The sequence below is a fragment of the Enterocloster lavalensis genome (genome assembly GCF_046603895.1).
GTDB lineage: Bacteria > Bacillota > Clostridia > Lachnospirales > Lachnospiraceae > Enterocloster > Enterocloster lavalensis.
Genome location: NZ_CP176637.1, coordinates 4,063,604 through 4,081,967 on the forward strand (window position 1 = coordinate 4,063,604; position 18,364 = coordinate 4,081,967).

16 protein-coding genes are annotated in these 18,364 nt (G+C 56.6%); 12 read left to right on the plus strand and 4 right to left on the minus strand.

The window, feature by feature from the left end; genetic code table 11:
- The first annotated feature begins 116 nt into the window (after window positions 1-116).
- The 9 genes from ACK2JC_RS18150 (at window position 117) to ACK2JC_RS18190 (ending at window position 9,651) form a co-directional block, all read left to right on the plus strand.
- On the plus strand, window positions 117-1,004 hold the full coding sequence (locus ACK2JC_RS18150) for a YitT family protein (RefSeq protein WP_320935999.1): 888 nt from the start codon (window positions 117-119) through the stop codon (window positions 1,002-1,004).
- A 47-nt stretch (window positions 1,005-1,051) separates the two neighbouring features.
- Window positions 1,052-1,864, plus strand: coding sequence for a hypothetical protein (locus ACK2JC_RS18155; protein ID WP_320935998.1), 813 nt, complete (start codon window positions 1,052-1,054; stop codon window positions 1,862-1,864).
- A gap of 53 nt (window positions 1,865-1,917) precedes the next feature.
- The gene (locus ACK2JC_RS18160) at window positions 1,918-2,877 is read left to right on the plus strand and encodes a hypothetical protein (RefSeq protein WP_276954088.1); all 960 of its coding nucleotides are present in this window, start codon (window positions 1,918-1,920) and stop codon (window positions 2,875-2,877) included.
- Window positions 2,874-4,085: an aspartate kinase gene (locus tag ACK2JC_RS18165; protein WP_092361524.1), complete on the plus strand. Its 1,212-nt coding sequence runs from the start codon at window positions 2,874-2,876 to the stop codon at window positions 4,083-4,085. The genes ACK2JC_RS18160 and ACK2JC_RS18165 overlap by 4 nt, the downstream gene beginning before the upstream one ends.
- A 172-nt stretch (window positions 4,086-4,257) precedes the next feature.
- Window positions 4,258-5,709 carry an acyl-CoA carboxylase subunit beta gene (locus ACK2JC_RS18170; protein ID WP_368271470.1) on the plus strand — a complete coding sequence of 484 codons (1,452 nt, stop codon included), beginning with the start codon at window positions 4,258-4,260 and terminating at the stop codon, window positions 5,707-5,709.
- A 17-nt stretch (window positions 5,710-5,726) separates the two neighbouring features.
- Window positions 5,727-6,545: an OadG family protein gene (locus tag ACK2JC_RS18175; protein WP_368271469.1), complete on the plus strand. Its 819-nt coding sequence runs from the start codon at window positions 5,727-5,729 to the stop codon at window positions 6,543-6,545.
- A 62-nt stretch (window positions 6,546-6,607) separates the two neighbouring features.
- A complete protein-coding gene (locus ACK2JC_RS18180; protein ID WP_117778044.1) occupies window positions 6,608-7,003 on the plus strand; it encodes a biotin/lipoyl-containing protein in 396 nt (131 codons plus the stop codon).
- 48 nt (window positions 7,004-7,051) lie between these two features.
- A complete protein-coding gene (locus tag ACK2JC_RS18185; protein WP_007716983.1) occupies window positions 7,052-8,197 on the plus strand; it encodes a sodium ion-translocating decarboxylase subunit beta in 1,146 nt (381 codons plus the stop codon).
- 41 nt (window positions 8,198-8,238) lie between these two features.
- Window positions 8,239-9,651 carry an oxaloacetate decarboxylase subunit alpha gene (locus ACK2JC_RS18190; RefSeq protein ID WP_092361516.1) on the plus strand — a complete coding sequence of 471 codons (1,413 nt, stop codon included), beginning with the start codon at window positions 8,239-8,241 and terminating at the stop codon, window positions 9,649-9,651.
- 189 nt (window positions 9,652-9,840) lie between these two features.
- On the opposite strand, the gene ACK2JC_RS18195 is transcribed toward ACK2JC_RS18190, so the two are convergent.
- Window positions 9,841-10,017 (minus strand): hypothetical protein, encoded by a 177-nt coding sequence (locus ACK2JC_RS18195; RefSeq protein WP_368271468.1) that lies wholly within the window; start codon window positions 10,015-10,017, stop codon window positions 9,841-9,843.
- Complete coding sequence (locus tag ACK2JC_RS18200; RefSeq protein ID WP_368271467.1) at window positions 10,017-11,321, minus strand: S8 family peptidase; 1,305 nt, start codon at window positions 11,319-11,321, stop codon at window positions 10,017-10,019. The genes ACK2JC_RS18195 and ACK2JC_RS18200 overlap by 1 nt, the downstream gene beginning before the upstream one ends.
- Before the next feature lie 215 nt (window positions 11,322-11,536).
- On the opposite strand from ACK2JC_RS18200, the gene ACK2JC_RS18205 reads away from it, so the two are divergent.
- On the plus strand, window positions 11,537-12,394 hold the full coding sequence (locus ACK2JC_RS18205) for a MurR/RpiR family transcriptional regulator (protein ID WP_368271466.1): 858 nt from the start codon (window positions 11,537-11,539) through the stop codon (window positions 12,392-12,394).
- 214 nt (window positions 12,395-12,608) lie between these two features.
- Here the strand turns inward: ACK2JC_RS18205 and ACK2JC_RS18210 are convergent, their stop codons facing one another.
- The gene (locus tag ACK2JC_RS18210) at window positions 12,609-14,909 is read right to left on the minus strand and encodes a glycogen/starch/alpha-glucan phosphorylase (protein WP_368271465.1); all 2,301 of its coding nucleotides are present in this window, start codon (window positions 14,907-14,909) and stop codon (window positions 12,609-12,611) included.
- Window positions 14,910-15,091: 182 nt separating this feature from the next.
- Between ACK2JC_RS18210 and ACK2JC_RS18215 the strand changes: the two genes are divergently transcribed.
- Both ACK2JC_RS18215 and malQ read left to right on the plus strand, forming a co-directional pair.
- Window positions 15,092-15,970, plus strand: coding sequence for an AraC family transcriptional regulator (locus tag ACK2JC_RS18215; RefSeq protein WP_320935992.1), 879 nt, complete (start codon window positions 15,092-15,094; stop codon window positions 15,968-15,970).
- 87 nt (window positions 15,971-16,057) lie between these two features.
- Window positions 16,058-17,659, plus strand: a complete 1,602-nt coding sequence (malQ, locus tag ACK2JC_RS18220; protein ID WP_368272089.1) for a 4-alpha-glucanotransferase — start codon at window positions 16,058-16,060, stop codon at window positions 17,657-17,659.
- Window positions 17,660-17,818: 159 nt separating this feature from the next.
- Here the strand turns inward: malQ and ACK2JC_RS18225 are convergent, their stop codons facing one another.
- Window positions 17,819-18,364, minus strand: coding sequence for a rhodanese-like domain-containing protein (locus ACK2JC_RS18225; RefSeq protein ID WP_320935990.1), 546 nt, complete (start codon window positions 18,362-18,364; stop codon window positions 17,819-17,821).

Below are 18,364 nucleotides of genomic sequence, written 5' to 3' on the forward strand. Positions count from 1 at the left end.
ACCGCGGGCTTTTGGCCCCTATGGACCGACAACTGAATGCAGAGAACAGACGGCAGAGCTTCTGCCGTTTTTTTATTGGAAATTTTACTATAGTAGAGTGAAAAAGGAGTAACGAAATGCAGAAAAAATGGAAAAGCGCAGCCGGAAAGCTGGCAATGATCGTGTTGGGAAATCTGTTGTATGCTCTGGCGGTGACGGTGTTTATCGTGCCCAACCAGCTGATCACCGGTGGAACCACGGGACTGGCGCTGTTTTTCAACCGCACCGCCGGTATTCCCATCAGCGCCTTTGTGTCGGTGTTCAACATTACCATGTTCCTTTTGGGCGCATGGGTCCTGGGAAAGCAGTTCGCGGTGACCACGGTGATGAGCACGGTGATTTATCCGCTGCTGCTGGGCATTCTGGAACGGGCCGGGGTGACCGGAATCGTGATGGAGGAGCGGCTGGTGGCCGTGCTTTACGCCGGCTGCCTGATCGGCGCGGGCATCGGCATCGTCATGCGGGCCGGGGCCTCCACGGGCGGCATGGACATTCCCGCCCTGATCCTTAAAAAGGTAAAAAATGTAAATGTCTCAATGACCATCTATCTGTGCGACTGTGTGATCCTGGGGTTACAGATGATGAATTCCGACGCTCACGCCATCCTCTACGGCATCCTGCTGATCGCGGTGTACACGCTGGTGCTGGACAAGGCCCTGATGCTGGGCGGCGCGCGCATGCAGGTGAAGGTGATCAGCCGGGAGTACGCGGCCATCAACCGCCTGCTGGCGGAGCGCGTCGACTGCGGAACCTCCCTGATCCATATGGAAACCGGTTATCTGCACAAGGAGCAGGACATGGTTCTGGCGGTCATTTCCAGCCGCGACCTCCCGAAGGTTAACCAGCTGGTGCTGGACGCGGACCCGGAGGCGTTTATGATTATCAGCCAGATCAACGAGGTGCGGGGGCGCGGATTTACATTAAATAAGGTTTACCGTGGCGGGGAGCAAAAGGATATGGTATAATTTAGAAAACCATGCATTTTCTAAATTAAAACCGAGGGGGAAGAATTATGTTGATCAAAAAGCTTTGCCTGACCGCGCTGTTGTTTTACCTCTCCATGACCAGCCAGGGGATTAAAGCGGGCCAAAGTATCGACAAGCCGGTGGCTTCGTTTGACATCTTCAACGAGAACGAGACGGCGGCGGCCGAAACCGAGGCCGATACCGGGGCGGAGACCGAGCCGCTGAGAGCGCGCAGGCCGACCGACGAGGTGGCGGCGGACCTCGCCGCATTTGGGCTTTATGTGCCCGACGAGGTCGTAAACGAGATAGAGGACACCTATAGGATGGTGGAAGCCGACGAGGCCTATGCGGGGATGTACGACTATTATCTGGAGTACGACCCGGGGTTCGAGTATCGCATGCTGTTATCCAGCTGGGGATACGGAGATTATGACGACGACTGGAACTGGATTCCCACGTCGGACAAGGTGTACGCCTTCGACACGGAGGTCTTTGACATGGGCTGTATGTATACGGATTTCCTGAACGGCGTGATCGCCATCAGCGGCGGGGAGTTTGAGATCACCGACATTGTGGAGAACACCGACGACGTGAACTATGAGGAGGACTCCGGCACGCAGGTGCTGTCCTTCCGGTACAACGGCACGCCCTACACCTTCGAGGCTATTTATTACGGCGATTGGCTGGACTGTGAAGTGATCGAGTTCATGAACCAGGTGTTTGAGACGGAGGGTAATCCCAAGCGTCTGCTGGCTACGGACGATGGCGGCCAGGGCTGTATCCTGTTCTATAATACGCCGGAGTGGGGCGACGAGCTGGAAGCGGCGACCGGGCTGGATTTGAAAGAGTATTTTTACTAGCACCGTGTTAAACGAGGCGGGGCTACGGTCTTGAGAAAGGTTGGGAGATTGATTTGAAACAGACATTTCGGGTTCCGGTGCGGGAGCTTCTGGAACCCTTCTATACGGATCGGGCCGATCCACAGGATTTGGCCCGTTTTACGCGCTGGGGCGCCTTCGGGAAAATGCTTCAGGTGGCCGGTCTGTGGCTGATTGTGGTGTTTACGGCCTTCGAGCTTATCACCGGGGTCGATCTGAAAACCCATTTTTTGCTTATGCTGCTGGCCCTTGGGGTTTCGCTGGCGGGATTCTTGCTGGGCTTAGTTGGCAGCAACAGAATTCTGGGGGTCATGGAGAAGAGATGCGATCCGCGGCTGTACGCGGGGCTGATGTACGAGAGCGCCCTGAGGCTGCAGAAGGCACGGATGCCCAAACAGAGCGTTCGGGAGGGAGGCTGCGGGAGACTGGCGGCCAATTTTGCCACGGCCCTGTGTTATATGGGGCGTTGGGAGGAGGCGCGGGAGCTGATAAGCCGCCTGCTGCGCTGCGAGCCCACCCCGGTGGAGGAGCTGATCTGCCATGGCGTGATGGTCAGCTATTATAGCCACCATATGGAGACGGAGGCGCTGCGGGAAGCGCTCCAGGACATGCGTTACGCGGCAAACGGGGTGGCTGGTGGCCGCACAGGCCTGCTGATTCAGCACGCGGAACGGACGGAGCGGATCAGCCGGGCCTTTCAGGAGGAGGGCCTGGAGGGAGCTTACCGGGCCTGCCGGGAAATAAAGCAGGTGAAGGATACCCCCCTTACCCGGGTGCAGCAGGCCTTTGACCTGGGGCGGATGGAGCTGGCCCTGGGCCGAACCGGAGAGGCAAAGAAACATTTGGCCTACGCCGCCAAACACGGAAAAGACCTGCAGATGGGTAGGGAAGCGGAAATGCTTCTGAAAAAGCTGCAGGCCGGGCGCGCCGCCGGAGAGAAGAGCGGTGTCCCGGACAAGGATCATACAGACAGAGAGAGAGGAACTGATTCATGAGCCTGATTGTACAAAAATTTGGCGGCACATCCGTAGCGGATAGCGGCCGCCTGCGCCATGTAGCGCAGATTATCACGGATACCTATAAGGCGGGAAACCAGGTGGTGGCCGTGCTGAGCGCTCAGGGCGACACCACCGACGAACTGATTGAGAAGGCCAGGGAGATCAATCCCGGCGCGTCCACGCGCGAGATGGACATGCTTTTGTCCACCGGGGAACAGATTTCCGTGGCCCTCTGCGCCATGGCCGTGGAGGCGCTGGGATTCCCGGTGGTGTCCCTCACCGGGTGGCAGGCCGGCATGGTGACCAACACCGTGTCCATGAACGCCCGGATCAAGAAGGTGGACACCGAGCGCATCGAGGCGGAACTGGACGCCCGCAGGATCGTGATTGTGACCGGATTCCAGGGGATCAACCGCTACGACGACGTCACCACCCTGGGGCGGGGCGGATCGGACACCTCGGCCGTGGCCCTGGCTGCGTCCCTGCACGCGGATCTCTGCCAGATTTACACCGACGTGGACGGCGTTTACACCGCGGACCCGCGGCTGGTGCCCCACGCCAGGAAGCTGGACGAGGTTACATACAATGAAATGCTGGAGCTGGCTACCCTGGGCGCCCAGGTGCTGCACAACCGCTCCGTGGAAATGGCAAAGAAATACAATGTGAGCCTGGAAGTTCTGTCCAGCTTTTCGGGAAATCCGGGCACAAAGGTGAAGGAGGTTGCAAAACGAATGGAAAAATCATATATCAGCAGCGTGGCAAAGGACACAAATATCGCGCGGATCGCGCTTCTGGGGGTGCCCAATGAGATCGGCACGTCCTTCAAGGTCTTTTCCCTGCTGGCCCAGCACAACATCAACGTGGACATCATTCTCCAGGGCATCGGCCACGAGGAGGGCAAGGACATCTGCTTCACGGTGGCCCAGTCCGACCTGGCCATGGCGGAGAAGCTGCTTCGGGAGAACCAGGAGCGCATCCGGTTCCGCGTGCTGGAGACAAATGCGGACGTGGCCAAGGTGTCCGTGGTGGGCGCGGGCGTCATCGGCAATCCGGGTGTGGCGGCCAAGCTGTTTGAGGCGCTCTACGACGCGGGCATCAACATCAACATGATCTCCACCAGTGAAATTAAAATATCCGTGCTTGTGGAGCGCAGGGACGCGGAAAAAGCTGTACAGGTTATACACGATAAGTTTTTTGCTATATAGGTTATAAGGAAAAAAGTTGTTAAATCCTTCACCATTTTTGATTTAAATGTCTTGATATTTGCACAGAATGAATATATAATTATAATCGGCAAGATTTTTGTATTCTTTAGGCGACGGCTTTTCAGATGCCGCCGCCTAAGTTGTAAAATACTTTTTTATGGAGGACTGCAATATGAGTAATTCAGCACAAGCTTCAGCAAGCAGCCGGATTGCGGCACTGCTTGATGAAAACAGTTTTGTTGAAGTCGGCGCGTACATCACCGCCAGAACCACAGACTTTAACATGACTGAGCAGGAGACCCCTGCCGACGGCGTGGTGACCGGTTATGGTACCATTGAGGGCTGCCTCGTGTATGTGTACAGCCAGGACGCTTCCGTACTGGGCGGTTCCATGGGCGAAATGCACGCCAAGAAGATTTCCAATATCTATTCCATGGCTATGAAGATGGGCGCTCCGGTGATCGGACTGATCGACTGCGCGGGACTTCGTCTCCAGGAGGCGACGGATGCGCTGGCAGGCTTCGGCCAGGTGTACTTAAATCAGACCATGGCTTCCGGAGTGATTCCGCAGATTTCCGCGATCTTCGGCACCTGCGGCGGCGGCATGGCAGTGTCCGCGGCGATCACGGATTTCACCTTCATGGAGGACAAGTCCGCGAAGCTGTTTGTGAACGCTCCCAACGCGCTCAAGGGCAACTATACATCCAAGTGCGACACCTCCAGCGCGGCGTTCCAGAGCGCAGAGGCCGGCCTGGTGGATTTCACAGGCGACGAGGCTTCCATTCTCGGACAGATCCGCACGTTGGTGTCCATTTTGCCGTCCAACAATGAGGACGACATGTCCTACGGCGAGTGCCAGGACGATTTAAACCGCATTAGCGGCGAGCTGGCAGGCTGCGCAGGCGATACCGCGCTGGCGCTGTCCATCATTTCCGACAACAACTTCTTCATGGAAGTTAAGAAGAACTATGACCCCTCTATGGTGACCGGTTTTATCCGTCTGAACGGAACCACCGTCGGCTGTGTGGCAAACCGCAGCGAGGTTTACGAGAACGGAGAGAAAACCGCGGAGTACGAGCCGGTGCTGTCTGCGAAGGGCTGCGACAAGGCTGCGGACTTCATCAACTTCTGCGATTCCTTCAACATCCCCGTGCTGTCTCTGGTGAACGTCAGGGGCTACAAGGCCAGCAAGTGCACCGAGAAGCTGATCGCCAAGGCTGCGGGCCGTCTGACCTACGCTTACGCCAACGCCAGCGTTCCCAAGGTGACCGTGATCGTGAAGGATGCGCTGGGCAGCGCATATCTGACCATGGGCAGCAAGTCCATCGGCGCAGATGTGGTGTACGCCTGGGAGAACGCGGCCATCGGCATGATGGACCCGGCCGAGGCCGTGAAGATCATGTACGCCAAGGAGATCGAGGCGGCTGAGGACAGCGTGGCGCTGATCAATGAGAAAACCGCCCAGTACGCCGCTCTTCAGTCCAGCGCTCTGGCAGCAGCCAGGAGAGGATATATCGACGATATCATCAAGGCCGGGGAGACCCGCCAGCGTGTGATCGCAGCGTTTGAGATGCTGTTCACAAAAAGAGAGGACCGTCCGTCTAAAAAGCATGGCACGGTTTAAAGAGAGGTGACAGGCATATGAAAGGATTATTGAAACGAGCGGCGGCAGCGCTGTTGACGGCGGCTTGCCTGATGAGCCTGTCGGCCTGCTCCGCTGAGGATAATGCCGCGGAAGCGCCTAAGATTTCCACCGAGGGCGTGGCGGCGGATGCCTATACGGAGCAGATGGTACTCCAGCAGGCGGTCAGCATTCTGATTGCCAATGAGGAGAGCCTGCTGATCCAGCGGGATTTCTACAAGGCCCAGGGCAATGACGGCCTTGCGGAGGCGCTGGAGGTCATAAGAGAGGCCAAGAGCGAGTACGGCGTCATTCACGGCCTGGATGTGGAGAACGCCAAGGTGGTGCAGCTTCCGGATACCACCTACACCGTTTCCATGGGCGCTACCTTTGACGAAGGCGAAATGAAATATGTGATGAACATCAACGGCATGACCAGCGATATGAAGGTGGAAATCCTTCCCGTTGGCGGCGACGATGCAAATCAGACCACGGCCCAGAAGATGGAGGCCGGCGGCGTGTATTCGGCCCTGGGTATCGGCACCGTGTTCAGCGTGCTGGTATTTATCAGCCTGCTGATCTGCTGCTTTAAGTTCATCCATAAATGGGAAGAGAATCAGAAGAACGCAAAAGCGGCCCCCGCGCCCGCCCCGGCACCTGCCCCGGCTCCCGCGCCCGCAGCGGCGCCTGCCCCTGTGCAGACGGAGGACCTGATGGAGGACGCGGAGCTTGTGGCTGTGATCAGCGCGGCGATTGCGGCTTACCAGGGCACTTCTTCCAACGGCCTGGTGGTGCGTTCCATCCGCCGGCTTCCCGGTTCTAAGTGGAAACAGAATTAAACTGAATAATCGATTAGTTTATATCAAATAAGAATCATACCCAATTCAGGAGGAATTGAACCATGAAGAGTTATACAATTACAGTGAATGGAAAAGCATATGCAGTAACGGTTGAAGAAGGCGCGGCCAGCGGCGTGGCAGCAGCTCCCGCAGCGGCACCTGTAGCTCCGGCGGCCCCGGCGGCTCCGGCTCCGGCGGCAGCTCCGGCCCCCGCTCCCGCAGCGGCTCCGGCAGGCGCAGCAGGCGCGGTGAAGGTTACCGCTCCCATGCCCGGCAAGGTAGTAGGCGTTAAGGCGTCCGCAGGTCAGGCAGTTAAGAAGGGTGATACCATCCTGGTTCTGGAAGCTATGAAGATGGAGAACGACATCGTGGCTCCGCAGGACGGCACAGTTGCCAGCATCAATGTATCCACCGGCGATTCCGTTGAATCCGGCGCGGTTTTAGCTACTCTGAACTAATCATAAGGATGGATTTGCAGCAATGTGGATCCACATGGAGGGAACATTATGGATTTTGGCACTATTGTGAACAACCTCCTGGACCAGATGGCGTTTTTCCATCTGCAGCCAGGCAATTATGCTATGATCGGAGTGGCCCTGGTTTTCTTATTCCTTGCAATTAAGAAAGGCTTTGAACCGCTGCTTCTGATCCCAATTTCCTTTGGTATGCTGCTGGTGAACATTTACCCGGAGATTATGTACTCTCCCGAGCAGACATCCAACGGAACCGGCGGACTCCTCTGGTACTTCTTCCAGCTGGACGAGTGGAGTATCCTGCCGTCACTGATTTTCCTGGGCGTGGGCGCGATGACGGACTTCGGTCCCCTGATCGCCAACCCCATCAGCTTCCTTATGGGCGCCGCCGCCCAGGTGGGAATTTACTCCGCTTACTTCTTTGCGATCCTTTTGGGATTCAACGGCAAGGAAGCGGCGGCTATCTCCATCATCGGCGGAGCCGACGGCCCCACCTCCCTGTTCCTGTGCAGTAAGCTGGGACAGAGCCAGATCATGGGCCCCATCGCCGTGGCGGCATACTCCTACATGGCGCTGGTGCCGATCATCCAGCCGCCGGTCATGAAGCTTCTGACCACTGAAAAAGAGCGCAAGATCAAGATGGAGCAGCTTCGTCCGGTATCCAAGCTGGAGAAGATTTTATTCCCCATCATCGTTACCATCGTGGTGTGTCTGATCCTGCCGTCCACCGCTCCCCTGGTAGGTATGCTGATGCTGGGCAACCTGTTCCGTGAGTGCGGCGTAGTAAAGCAGCTGGCGGAGACAGCGTCCAACGCTCTGATGTATATCGTAGTGATCCTGCTGGGAACCTCCGTTGGTGCGACCACCAGCGCGGAGGCGTTCCTGAACTGGACCACCTTAAAGATCGTCGGCCTGGGCCTGGTAGCCTTTATCTTCGGCACCGCAGGCGGCGTGCTTCTTGGCAAGCTGCTGTGCAAGATCACAGGCGGCAAGATCAACCCGCTGATCGGTTCGGCAGGCGTATCCGCCGTTCCCATGGCGGCCCGCGTATCCCAGAAGGTAGGCGCGGAGGCGGATCCCACCAACTTCCTGCTGATGCATGCCATGGGCCCCAACGTGGCCGGCGTAATCGGCACGGCTGTGGCCGCCGGTACATTTATGGCGATCTTTGGAGTTTAACGTGACCACATTTCACTGAAATTTTAGGAGGATTATAAACTATGGCAGAGATAGAGAAAAAGCCGGTAAAGATTGTGGAAACCGTCCTGCGTGACGCCCATCAGTCTTTGCTCGCAACCAGAATGTCTACGGACCAGATGCTGCCCATTGTGGATAAAATGGATCAGGTCGGCTACTACGCAGTAGAGTGCTGGGGCGGAGCAACCTTTGATTCTTGCCTTCGTTTCCTGAAGGAAGATCCCTGGGAGCGTCTGAGAAAGCTGAGAGCCGGATTTAAGAACACCAAGTTACAGATGCTGTTCCGCGGCCAGAATATCCTGGGCTACAACCATTACGCGGACGACGTGGTGGAATACTTCGTACAGAAGTCCATCGCCAACGGCATTGACATCATCCGTATTTTCGACTGCTTAAACGATATCCGCAACCTGCGGACCGCCGTGAAGGCTACCAACAAGGAGAAGGGCCATGCGCAGATCGCGCTGTGCTACACCCTGGGCGACGCCTACACCCTGGACTACTGGAAGAACATCGCCAGAGAGATCGAGGACATGGGCGCTGACTCCCTGTGTATCAAAGACATGGCGGGACTTCTGACCCCCTATGCGGCGGCTGAGCTGGTGACGGCTCTGAAGGAGGGCACCAGCCTTCCCATCGACCTGCACACCCACTACACCTCCGGCGTGGCTTCCATGACCTACTTAAAGGCAGTGGAGGCAGGCTGCGACATCATCGACTGTGCGATGTCTCCGCTGGCTCTGGGTACCAGCCAGCCGGCGACCGAGGTTATGGTTGAGACCTTCCGCGGAACGCCCTACGACACCGGCTATGACCAGACCCTGCTGGCAGAGATCGCTGATCACTTCCAGCCCGTCCGCGACCAGGCCTTAAAGAGCGGCCTGCTCAATCCCAAGGTGCTGGGCGTAAACATCAAGACCCTGCAGTACCAGGTGCCGGGCGGCATGCTGTCCAACCTGGTGAACCAGTTAAAGGAAGCCGGTCAGGAAGACAAGTACCGTCAGGTGCTTGAGGAGATCCCGAGAGTTCGTAAGGACTTCGGCGAGCCGCCCCTTGTTACCCCGTCCTCCCAGATCGTGGGCACCCAGGCTGTGCTGAACGTGATCATGGGCGAGCGCTACAAGATGGTTCCCAAGGAATCCAAGAAGATCATGCTGGGCGAGTTCGGCCAGACCGTAAAGCCCTTCAATCCGGAAGTACAGAAGAAGATCATCGGCGACGAGACGCCGATCACCTGCCGTCCGGCCGATCTCATCGAGCCCCAGCTGCCCCAGTTCGAGAAGGAGTGCGCGCAGTGGAAGCAGCAGGATGAGGACGTACTCAGCTACGCCCTGTTCCCGCAGGTTGCCAAGGACTTCTTTATTTATAGAGAGGCGCAGCAGACTAAGGTGGATCAGACTGTGGCGGATAAGAATAGTAAGGCTTATCCGGTGTAATGTGAATTTAAAAAAGCCGGTTCCGGGACAGATGTCCTGGGGCCGGTTTTTTAGTGCAAAAAAGAGCGCAAGAGGTATGGCCATATAATGAAAAAGCACTCTGCCAGGCAGAATGCTTTTTAAAGGTCATATTCTGTTCGTCGTTTTCCGGCTCATAGGCGGCTTAGGGAAGCGATTTGAGCTGATTACTCATTCGATTTCAAACGTTTCTGCTTCGTTCAGGTCGATTTCGGAGATATCAAGGTTTTCCATGGCCTCATGAAAGGATAGAGCGCGTTCCAGGCCTCCGCTTGTAATGCGCTCCTGTGCAATCAGAAAAAGCCGGTAATCCTCCTCAATGTCATCCAGGCGCTCGTATACTTTCATTAATTCCCTCTCCCATACGCCATCGCCGCCCCGGCGTCCAGCATCCCACCGCTGAACACCTTTCCCGCCAGACTGTCCGTCTTGCGGGCGCTGTTTAGGAGGGTGTTTTTGACGCCGATGAGATCCAGGTCCGGGCGGGAGGAGTAGACCATGGCCGCCACGCCGGTGACCATGGGGGCCGCCATGGAGGTGCCGCTCATATGGGCGTAGCCGTGGTCGGAGGCGGTGCTTAAAATGTACACGCCGGGAGCGGCGATATCCACATTTTTAGGGCCGTAATTGGAGCTTTCGTCCAGATTGCCGTCAAACATCAGGTTGGCAACAGTGAGCACGTTGTCGTAGGGCAGGCTGGCCGGGTAGACCGGCGTGGTGTCGATGTTGTAGCCCAGCTCCCGGTCGTCCCCGTTTCCGGCGGCCACCACAAAGAGCATTTTTGAGTCGCGGATTACCTGGGCAATCGCCTCGTCGGAGTGGCTGGAGCCAAAGCTTAAGTTGCAGATGGAGGCGCCGTTGGCTTCCGCGTAGCGGATGGCGTCCAGTACGGCCTGGGTGTTACCTTTTCCTTCGTCGCTGCCCAGAGCCTTCAGGACCATGATTTTTACATATTGGTTGTCCGTGATGCCGACCATTCCGCCGTCGCCCCTGCCCGCGCTGATGGTGCCCGCGGCGTGGGTTCCATGAGTGTCGTCCGCGCCGGTGTAGAGCGTATTGTTTCCGTCATAGAAATTCCAGCCATGCACGTCGTCCACATAGCCGTTTCCGTCATTGTCGATGCCATCGTCCGGGATTTCGTCCTCATTGGTCCAGATGGCGTTTTTCAGATCCGGATGGGTAATGTCGATACCGGTATCGATGATGGCTACGGTGACGGGACGCTTAGTCTCCACCGTTTCGTACAAATCCCAGGCAGGGAGAATATTGATATCTATGCCCTCCACCGCGTCGGTGTTGATCTTGTCGTAGTTCCCGGGCCCCACGGGCGGAAGTGCCACGGCGTCCACGTCGCCGCCATCGTCCTTGTGCACATACATGTGATCCAGGGAGTCCAGGTTCAGGCGGGATTCGGTGCGCCGGATACGCCCGTTGTTTCTCAGCGCCCACTGGCGGTCCGCCAGGGAGTCGGCCGGGGAGAGGTTGATGACGCCGGGGCCGACGGCAAATGGATGGTAGAGGCTGTCACCGGTGGTGGTAAATGCCTGGTAGAGGCCGGCAACGGGCGGTATTTCCGCCGCCCCGCCGATGTATTGTGAGCCGGCGATACAGAGGGCGAGAGCCGCTCCGGCCAGCTTGGTGATCATTTTCATAATGCTGTCTCCTGTCATTCTGGTAATACCAACTTATCATAACACATCCATAAATAAAAAGGGTGAATTAAATACGAAAAAAAGTTTAAGAATTGATGTGGAAAAAACTTACGAAATCTTGACAAAACGGGGTGAAATTTCCTATTATGGATAAAACGGGTTGTGGTTCGCGAAAACCGGCCTTGACCGGAGTGCGCCAGAGAGGGGATTTTCAGATGCAGGGAGATTTTATCACCAGAATCAAGTCGGCATACAATCAATTTACCAAGACGGAGCGGAAGGTGGCGGATTTCGTGCTGGACAACCCCAGGAGGGCGCTGTTCATGTCCATCACGGACCTGGCGGAGAGCTGCGGCGTGGGGGACACCAGCGTGTTTCGGTTCTGTAAAACCCTGGAGCTGAACGGATACCAGGAGTTTAAGATGCTGCTGAGTCTGAGCCTCAATGAGGGCGGGGACGAGCTGGACCAGTTTGCCGGAAAAAATGTGACGTTGAACGACACCTTTGAGCAGGTGGCCCAGAAGGTGTTGAACGCCAACGTGCAGACGCTGAGCGAGACGTATTCGCTGCTGGATGAGGAGAAATTTTCCAAAGCAATGGACCTGCTGAACGCGGCCCAATCCATTTACTTTTTCGGCGTGGGGGGCAGTATGCTGACGGCGATGAAGGCCATGAATAAGTTTCTGCGCATCGAACCCAAGGTGCGCTGCCTGCCGGATACCCACATGCAGGCCATGGCGGCCTCGGTCATGGGGCCGGAGGACGTGGCGGTGCTGTTCTCCTACTCAGGCGCCACCAAGGACACCATCCATGTGGCGGAGCTTGCCAAACAGGCGGGGGCCACGGTGATCTGCGTGACCCGGTTCGTCAAGTCGCCTCTGACCTCCTTTTCGGATGTAACCTTGCTCAGCGGCGCGAATGAAGGGCCGTTCCAGAGCGGTTCCACCTCGGCGGAGATCAGCCAGATGTTTTTGATCGATCTGATGTATACAGAGTATTACCGGCGCTACTTCAAGCGGTGCAGCCGGTATAATGAAAAGTCCACGGCTTCGGTGGTGGAAAAGCTGGTGTGAACGATAGCGCGTCTGACAGGCGCGCCGCCCATACCCTTATGAATATATATAAAATAAATCACCCGCGACGGTTTGCTTCCGTTGCGGGTGATTTTAATGACCGATATAGCCCACTGGGGCGGATTGTCGAATGTGATGGGCCGCTGGCGCAGCTAGTGGGCGATTGCCGAATGCGATGCTCCCGTCAGCCCACCCTCCACCACATGAAAATTTCTCAGGATTCCAACTTCCAGATATCCCGGTTATATTCCCCGATGGTGCGGTCGGAGGAGAAATAGCCGGCCTGGCTGATGTTGACCAGCATTTTTCTGGCCCAGCCGGTGCGGTTCTCATAGTCCGCCAGGGCCTGTTCTTTGGTGCGGCAGTAATCTTCAAAATCCGGGAAGGTCATGAACCAGTCCTTGGTGAGCAGCTCGTTGTACAGGCGCTCCAGGTTCTCCGGGTCGCCAACCTCCTGCATTTCTTCGCTCACAATGAAATCCACGGCATTTTTCAGGTTCTCGTCCTTCTCATAGTAGTCTCTGGCGCAGTAATCGCCGTCCTTGTAGCGCTGGATCACGGTCTCGCTGGAATCCCCAAAGACGTAAATATTCTCGTCGCCGACCAGTTCATGGATCTCCACGTTGGCTCCGTCGTCGGTGCCCAGGGTAACGGCTCCGTTCAGCATGAATTTCATGTTACCGGTGCCGCTGGCTTCCTTGGAGGCCAGGGAGATTTGCTCAGAAATGTCGCATGCCGGGATCAGCTTTTCCGCCAGCGTCACGTTGTAGTTGCTCACCATCACCACCTTTAAGTAGGGGCTTACCTCCGGATCGCTGTCGATGATCTGCTGCAGGCAGAGGATCAGGTGGATAATGTCCTTGGCAATGGTGTAGGCGGGCGCGGCTTTGGCCCCGAAAATGGCCGTGATGCTGGTGGTGGGACGGTGCCCCGCCTTGATCTCCTGGTATTTGCGGATCAGGTACAGCGCGTTCAGCTGTTGGCGCTTGTACTCGTGGAGCCTCTTGACCTGGATGTCGAAAATGGAGCTGGCATCGATCTCAATCCCCTGGGTTTCCTTCAGGTAAATGGCCAGGTCCTGCTTGCAGGCATCCTTAACGGCCAAAAGACCGTGAAGGACCTTGATGTTTTTCAAAAACCGGCTATCGTTCAGCGCTTTCAGGCAGTCCGCATTTTCCTTGAAACCGTCTCCGATCAGATTTTCAATGTAATCGGTCAGGCGGGGATTGCTGTGGAGCAGCCAGCGGCGGAAGGTAATTCCGTTGGTCTTATTATTGAATTTCTCCGGGTACAGCTTGTAAAAATGGTTCAGTTCGGTTTCTTTTAAAATCTCCGTGTGCAGCGCGGCCACGCCATTTACGCTGAAGCCATAGTGAATGTCGATGTGGGCCATATGGACCCGGTCGTCATTTCCGATAATGTACACGGAAGGATCTTCGCAGCGGCGGCGCACCTTGTCGTCCAGTATTTCCATAATGGGAATCAGCTGGGGTACGGTTTCCTTGAAGAAATCCATGGGCCAGGTTTCCAGGGCCTCGGCCAGGATGGTGTGGTTGGTGTAGGCGCAGGTGCGGCGGACTACGTCGATGGCATCGTCCATTTCCAGGCCGTGCTCGGAGGTGAGCAGGCGGATCAGCTCCGGAATCACCATGGTGGGATGGGTGTCGTTGATCTGGATGACCGCGTAGTCGGGCAGGTCGTAGTAGTTGCAGCCCTTGGCGGCCGCTTCCTCCAGGATCAGGCGGGCTGCGTTGGCCACCATGAAATACTGCTGGTAAATGCGCAGCACCCTTCCGGCGCGGTCGCTGTCGTCCGGATAGAGGAAGAGGGTCAGGTTCTTTTGAATGTCCGTTTTGTCAAAGGAAATGCCGTCCTCCACCACGGTTTCGTCCACCGTTTCCACGTCAAACAGGTGGAGCTTGTTGGTGCGGTTGTTGTAGCCGGTCACCGCAATGTCGTACATGCGGGAGGTCAGCGTAAAACCTTTGTAGGAAATGGTGTAGGTCTTGTCGGTTTTGGTGAGCCAGGACGGAGTTTCCAGCCAGGGATTGGGCTCCTCCTCCTGCTTGTTGTCCGCGAAGAACTGTTTGAACAGGCCGAAATGGTAGTTCAGTCCCACGCCGTCCCCGTTTAGGCCCAGGGTGGCGATGGAGTCCAGGAAGCAGGCCGCCAGACGGCCCAGCCCTCCGTTGCCAAGAGATGGCTCGGGCTCCATTTCCTCCACCGCGCTTAAGTTGTGGCCGGAGCCGGCCAGAATCTCACGGACCTGGTCGTAGATTCCTAAGTTGATCAGATTGTTGGAGAGCAGCTTTCCGATGAGAAATTCAGCGGAAATATAGTACAGTTTTTTCTTGCCCGCCGGGGACTGGCGCTCTCCCGCCAGGTCCTGAACCAGGGCGAGAAGTCCGGCATAAATTTCGTGGGAGGAACACTGGGCCAGCGGTTTGCCGCAGGCGGCGGTGAGTTTCTGCTCCAGTTTTGTTTTGTCGTTCAAATGGTTGGTCATAGTCATCATTCCTTTTTTGAGGCGGCCGCCAAGGGCGGGGAGACAGGCGGGAAGGTGCGCGGCCTGCAGGCCCGGGCGGCGGCGTTTTTGGGTTTGGGTGATACGTTTCCTTAAGTATAATACGTTTTATCCGGTAAATCTTGCAGCATGGTGGGATAATATTGTACAATACAATCATAGAGGAGGCGGATATGACCGGTACAGAGTATTATCATGAGATCAAAAAGCACGCGGGCAGGGATTTTCCCTTCAATATTTATCCCTGCACAATTCCGCTGGATTTCCGGCAGGTGCCGGTGCACTGGCACGAGGAGATGGAGCTGATTACAGTCAAGAAGGGCAGGGGTACGGTGACCGCGGATCTGATCCCTTATGAGGTGAAGGCGGGGGAGACCGTGGTGGTCTTTCCGGGCCAGCTGCATGGAATCGGTCAGCTGGGCGGGGAGGCGATGGAGTATGAAAATATCATTTTCCAGCCCACCATGCTGATGGCCTCGGCGGACGAGGCGTGCACCTCCCAGTTTTTGCTCCCGCTGGTGATGGAGGGCGGACAGGCGCCCGTGCACATTACGCAGGAGAGTCCGGGGTACCGGGAGTTTATGCGCTGCATTGAGGTGATGGACCATATGTGCGGGGAACGGCCTTACGGTTACCAGCTGGCGGTGAAGGGGGCGCTGTTCGGTTTTCTGTTCCAGGTGTTTACCCGCTACCGGGAGGCGGTGCCTGAGGGGAGCAGAAAATACCGGGAGAAAATCAAAACGCTGCTGCGGCACATCGAGGACCACTACGGAGACCGGTTGACCGTGGAGGAGGCTGCGGGGATGTGTTTTTACAGTAAATCCCATTTTATGAAGTTCTTCCGGCAGCACATGGGATGTTCCTTTGTGGACTATCTGAACGATTACCGGCTGGCCATGGCGGCGGGGTTTCTCGCTTCCACCGGGGACACGGTGACGGAGATCGCCCAGCGCTGCGGTTTTGATAATATTTCTTATTTTAACCGTTTGTTCAAGCGCAAATACGGCCAGGCGCCGGCCGCTTACCGAAAGACGGTTGTTTTCAGGGGATAAATATGGTAAAATAAGGCGGTATTTCAAGCGGGACACAGGCCCGCAGGTGCACCCGGCGGAAAAGCCGGAGGAATGAGGAGATTAAGAATGCGGGAATGCGGAATGTTGCTGCCAATCGCCAGTCTGCCGTCGCGGTACGGGATCGGGGCATTTTCAAAAGAAGCATATGAGTTTGTGGATACATTAAAAGCTGCGGGGCAGTCCTGCTGGCAGATTCTGCCGTTGGGCCCTACAGGGTACGGGGATTCACCCTACCAGCCCTTTTCAGCCTTTGCGGGGAATCCCTATTTCATCGACCTGGACCGGTTGGTGGAGGAAGGGCTGCTGACGCTGGAAGAATGCGAGGCCGTGGATTTCGGGGAGGACCCGCGCAAGGTCTGGTACGACAAGATCTACGAGGGGCGTTTCCCGCTGCTGCGCAAGGCTTATGAGCGGTTTAAGGGGACGCTGGCGGGCGAGGACGGCGGGGCGGCCGAGGGAAATGCGGGCGCAGCGGCTGAGCGTGGAGCTGCGGAGAATACCGCTGCGGTGGAGATGGTTCATGATATGGCGGCCCGGCTTCTCGGGGATGAGACGCGGGAATACTGCTTTTACATGGCGGTGAAGAACCATTTTGGGGAGCAGAGCTGGAATCTGTGGGACGAGGATATCCGCATGCGACGTCCGGAGGCGGTGGCCAGGTGGCGACAGGCGTTGACGGATGACATCGGTTTCTATGAGTTCCAGCAGATCAAGTTTGAGGAGCAGTGGGAACGTTTAAAGGGATACGCCAATTCCCAGGGAATCCGGTTGGTGGGAGATATCCCTATTTACGTGGCCTTTGACGGGGCGGACAGCTGGGCGCACCCGGAGCTGTTCCAGTTTGACGAGAAAAACGAACCGGTGGCGGTGGCCGGCTGTCCGCCGGATGCATTTGCCGCCACGGGACAGCTGTGGGGGAACCCGCTTTACAACTGGGAGTACCATCGTCAGACCGGGTATGACTGGTGGATGAAGCGGATGGCGTACAGCTTCAAGCTCTACGACCAGGTTCGGGTGGATCATTTCCGGGGATTTGACGCCTATTATTCGATCCCGTACGGGGATCCCACCGCGGAGTTCGGCCACTGGGAGCCCGGACCGGGCATCGAGATTTTCCGGCGGATGCAGGAGGTATTCGGCAAGAAGCTGCCCATTATCGCGGAGGATCTGGGTTTCCTGACGCCGTCGGTGCGCAAGCTTTTAACGGATACCGGATTTCCGGGGATGAAGGTACTGGAATTTGCTTTCAATTCCAAGGAGGAGAGCGATTACCTGCCCTACAATTACAATAGCAACTGTGTGGTTTACACGGGGACTCATGACAACGACACCCTGGTGGGCTGGTATAAGCACATGGAGATTGAGGATAAGGAGTTCTCCATGGCCTATCTGGGAAGCGAGGATACGCCGCTGGCGAAGATTCATTGGGATTTCATCCGCCTGGCGCTGTCCAGCGTCGCCCGGCTGGCGGTGATTCCGGTCCAGGATTATCTGGGCCTGGGCTCCGAGGCGCGGGTCAACGAGCCGTCCACACTTGGGAAAAACTGGAGATGGCGTATGCTGCACGACGAGCTGGATGGGCATACCATTCGGAAATGCCGGCGGCTGGCGAAGATTTATGGGCGGCTGCGGGAGGAACCGGAGAAGGAAAACGCAGAGCAGGAATAGCGTTAAGAATGGGAAAAGAAGCAGGATTAGAATAAGAGCGCAGTAAAAGCGCGGCGCAAAAAAAGCACCTGGGAGAGACCGCTGGATTGGCGGTGGGGACCAGGTGCTTTTTGTATAGTCTGTTGAGCTATTTAATGACTGGAAAATTTTTACAGGACCCTACTCCGTCTCATACGGCCAGTCCACAATCCCGCCGAAGTCATACACATTCTGGTATCCCATTTGAATCAGTTTGTCGGAGGCTGCTTTGCTTCGGATACCGGTGCGGCAGTGTACCAGGAGGACTGCGTCCATATCGGGCAGGGCGGCGGGGGGATCGGAGCTTATATCCTCATTGGGAACATTGATGGCGCCGGGAATGTGCTGGGCGGCGTATTCGTCCGGACGGCGGACATCCACGATGGTTACTCCGCCGTTATCGATCATGGTTTTGGCCTCCTCGGCGGTAATCTTGTGGTAGACTCCCTGGGGATCTGCGGCTGCGGTTACGGTTTGTGCCTGGCCGGTAGCGCTGCCGGCTGTGCCGGAGGCCGATGAACTGCCGGAATCCGGGCTGTCCGCAGTTTTATTTTTTGACTTTGCAGTGGGCGCAGCCGTGGTTTGGGAAGCAGAGGTCTGAGCGGCAGAGGCGGCGCCTGACCGGGCGCAGCCGGTGAGGGCAAAAACGGCGATCAGACCTGCGTACAATAAATTCTTTATTTTCAT

Excerpts from the sequence above, each read along its gene's own strand:
- ACK2JC_RS18150 (WP_320935999.1), top strand. The coding sequence starts at position 117 with ATGCAGAAAAAATGGAAAAGCGCAGCCGGAAAGCTGGCAATGATCGTG.
- ACK2JC_RS18185 (WP_007716983.1), top strand. The coding sequence starts at position 7,052 with ATGGATTTTGGCACTATTGTGAACAACCTCCTGGACCAGATGGCGTTT.
- ACK2JC_RS18170 (WP_368271470.1), top strand. The coding sequence starts at position 4,258 with ATGAGTAATTCAGCACAAGCTTCAGCAAGCAGCCGGATTGCGGCACTG.
- ACK2JC_RS18155 (WP_320935998.1), top strand. The coding sequence starts at position 1,052 with ATGTTGATCAAAAAGCTTTGCCTGACCGCGCTGTTGTTTTACCTCTCC.
- malQ (WP_368272089.1), top strand. The coding sequence starts at position 16,058 with ATGCGGGAATGCGGAATGTTGCTGCCAATCGCCAGTCTGCCGTCGCGG.
- ACK2JC_RS18180 (WP_117778044.1), top strand. The coding sequence starts at position 6,608 with ATGAAGAGTTATACAATTACAGTGAATGGAAAAGCATATGCAGTAACG.
- ACK2JC_RS18175 (WP_368271469.1), top strand. The coding sequence starts at position 5,727 with ATGAAAGGATTATTGAAACGAGCGGCGGCAGCGCTGTTGACGGCGGCT.
- ACK2JC_RS18205 (WP_368271466.1), top strand. The coding sequence starts at position 11,537 with ATGCAGGGAGATTTTATCACCAGAATCAAGTCGGCATACAATCAATTT.
- ACK2JC_RS18225 (WP_320935990.1), bottom strand. The coding sequence starts at position 18,364 with ATGAAAATAAAGAATTTATTGTACGCAGGTCTGATCGCCGTTTTTGCC.
- ACK2JC_RS18215 (WP_320935992.1), top strand. The coding sequence starts at position 15,092 with ATGACCGGTACAGAGTATTATCATGAGATCAAAAAGCACGCGGGCAGG.
- ACK2JC_RS18195 (WP_368271468.1), bottom strand. The coding sequence starts at position 10,017 with ATGAAAGTATACGAGCGCCTGGATGACATTGAGGAGGATTACCGGCTT.
- ACK2JC_RS18200 (WP_368271467.1), bottom strand. The coding sequence starts at position 11,321 with ATGAAAATGATCACCAAGCTGGCCGGAGCGGCTCTCGCCCTCTGTATC.
- ACK2JC_RS18210 (WP_368271465.1), bottom strand. The coding sequence starts at position 14,909 with ATGATGACTATGACCAACCATTTGAACGACAAAACAAAACTGGAGCAG.
- ACK2JC_RS18190 (WP_092361516.1), top strand. The coding sequence starts at position 8,239 with ATGGCAGAGATAGAGAAAAAGCCGGTAAAGATTGTGGAAACCGTCCTG.
- ACK2JC_RS18165 (WP_092361524.1), top strand. The coding sequence starts at position 2,874 with ATGAGCCTGATTGTACAAAAATTTGGCGGCACATCCGTAGCGGATAGC.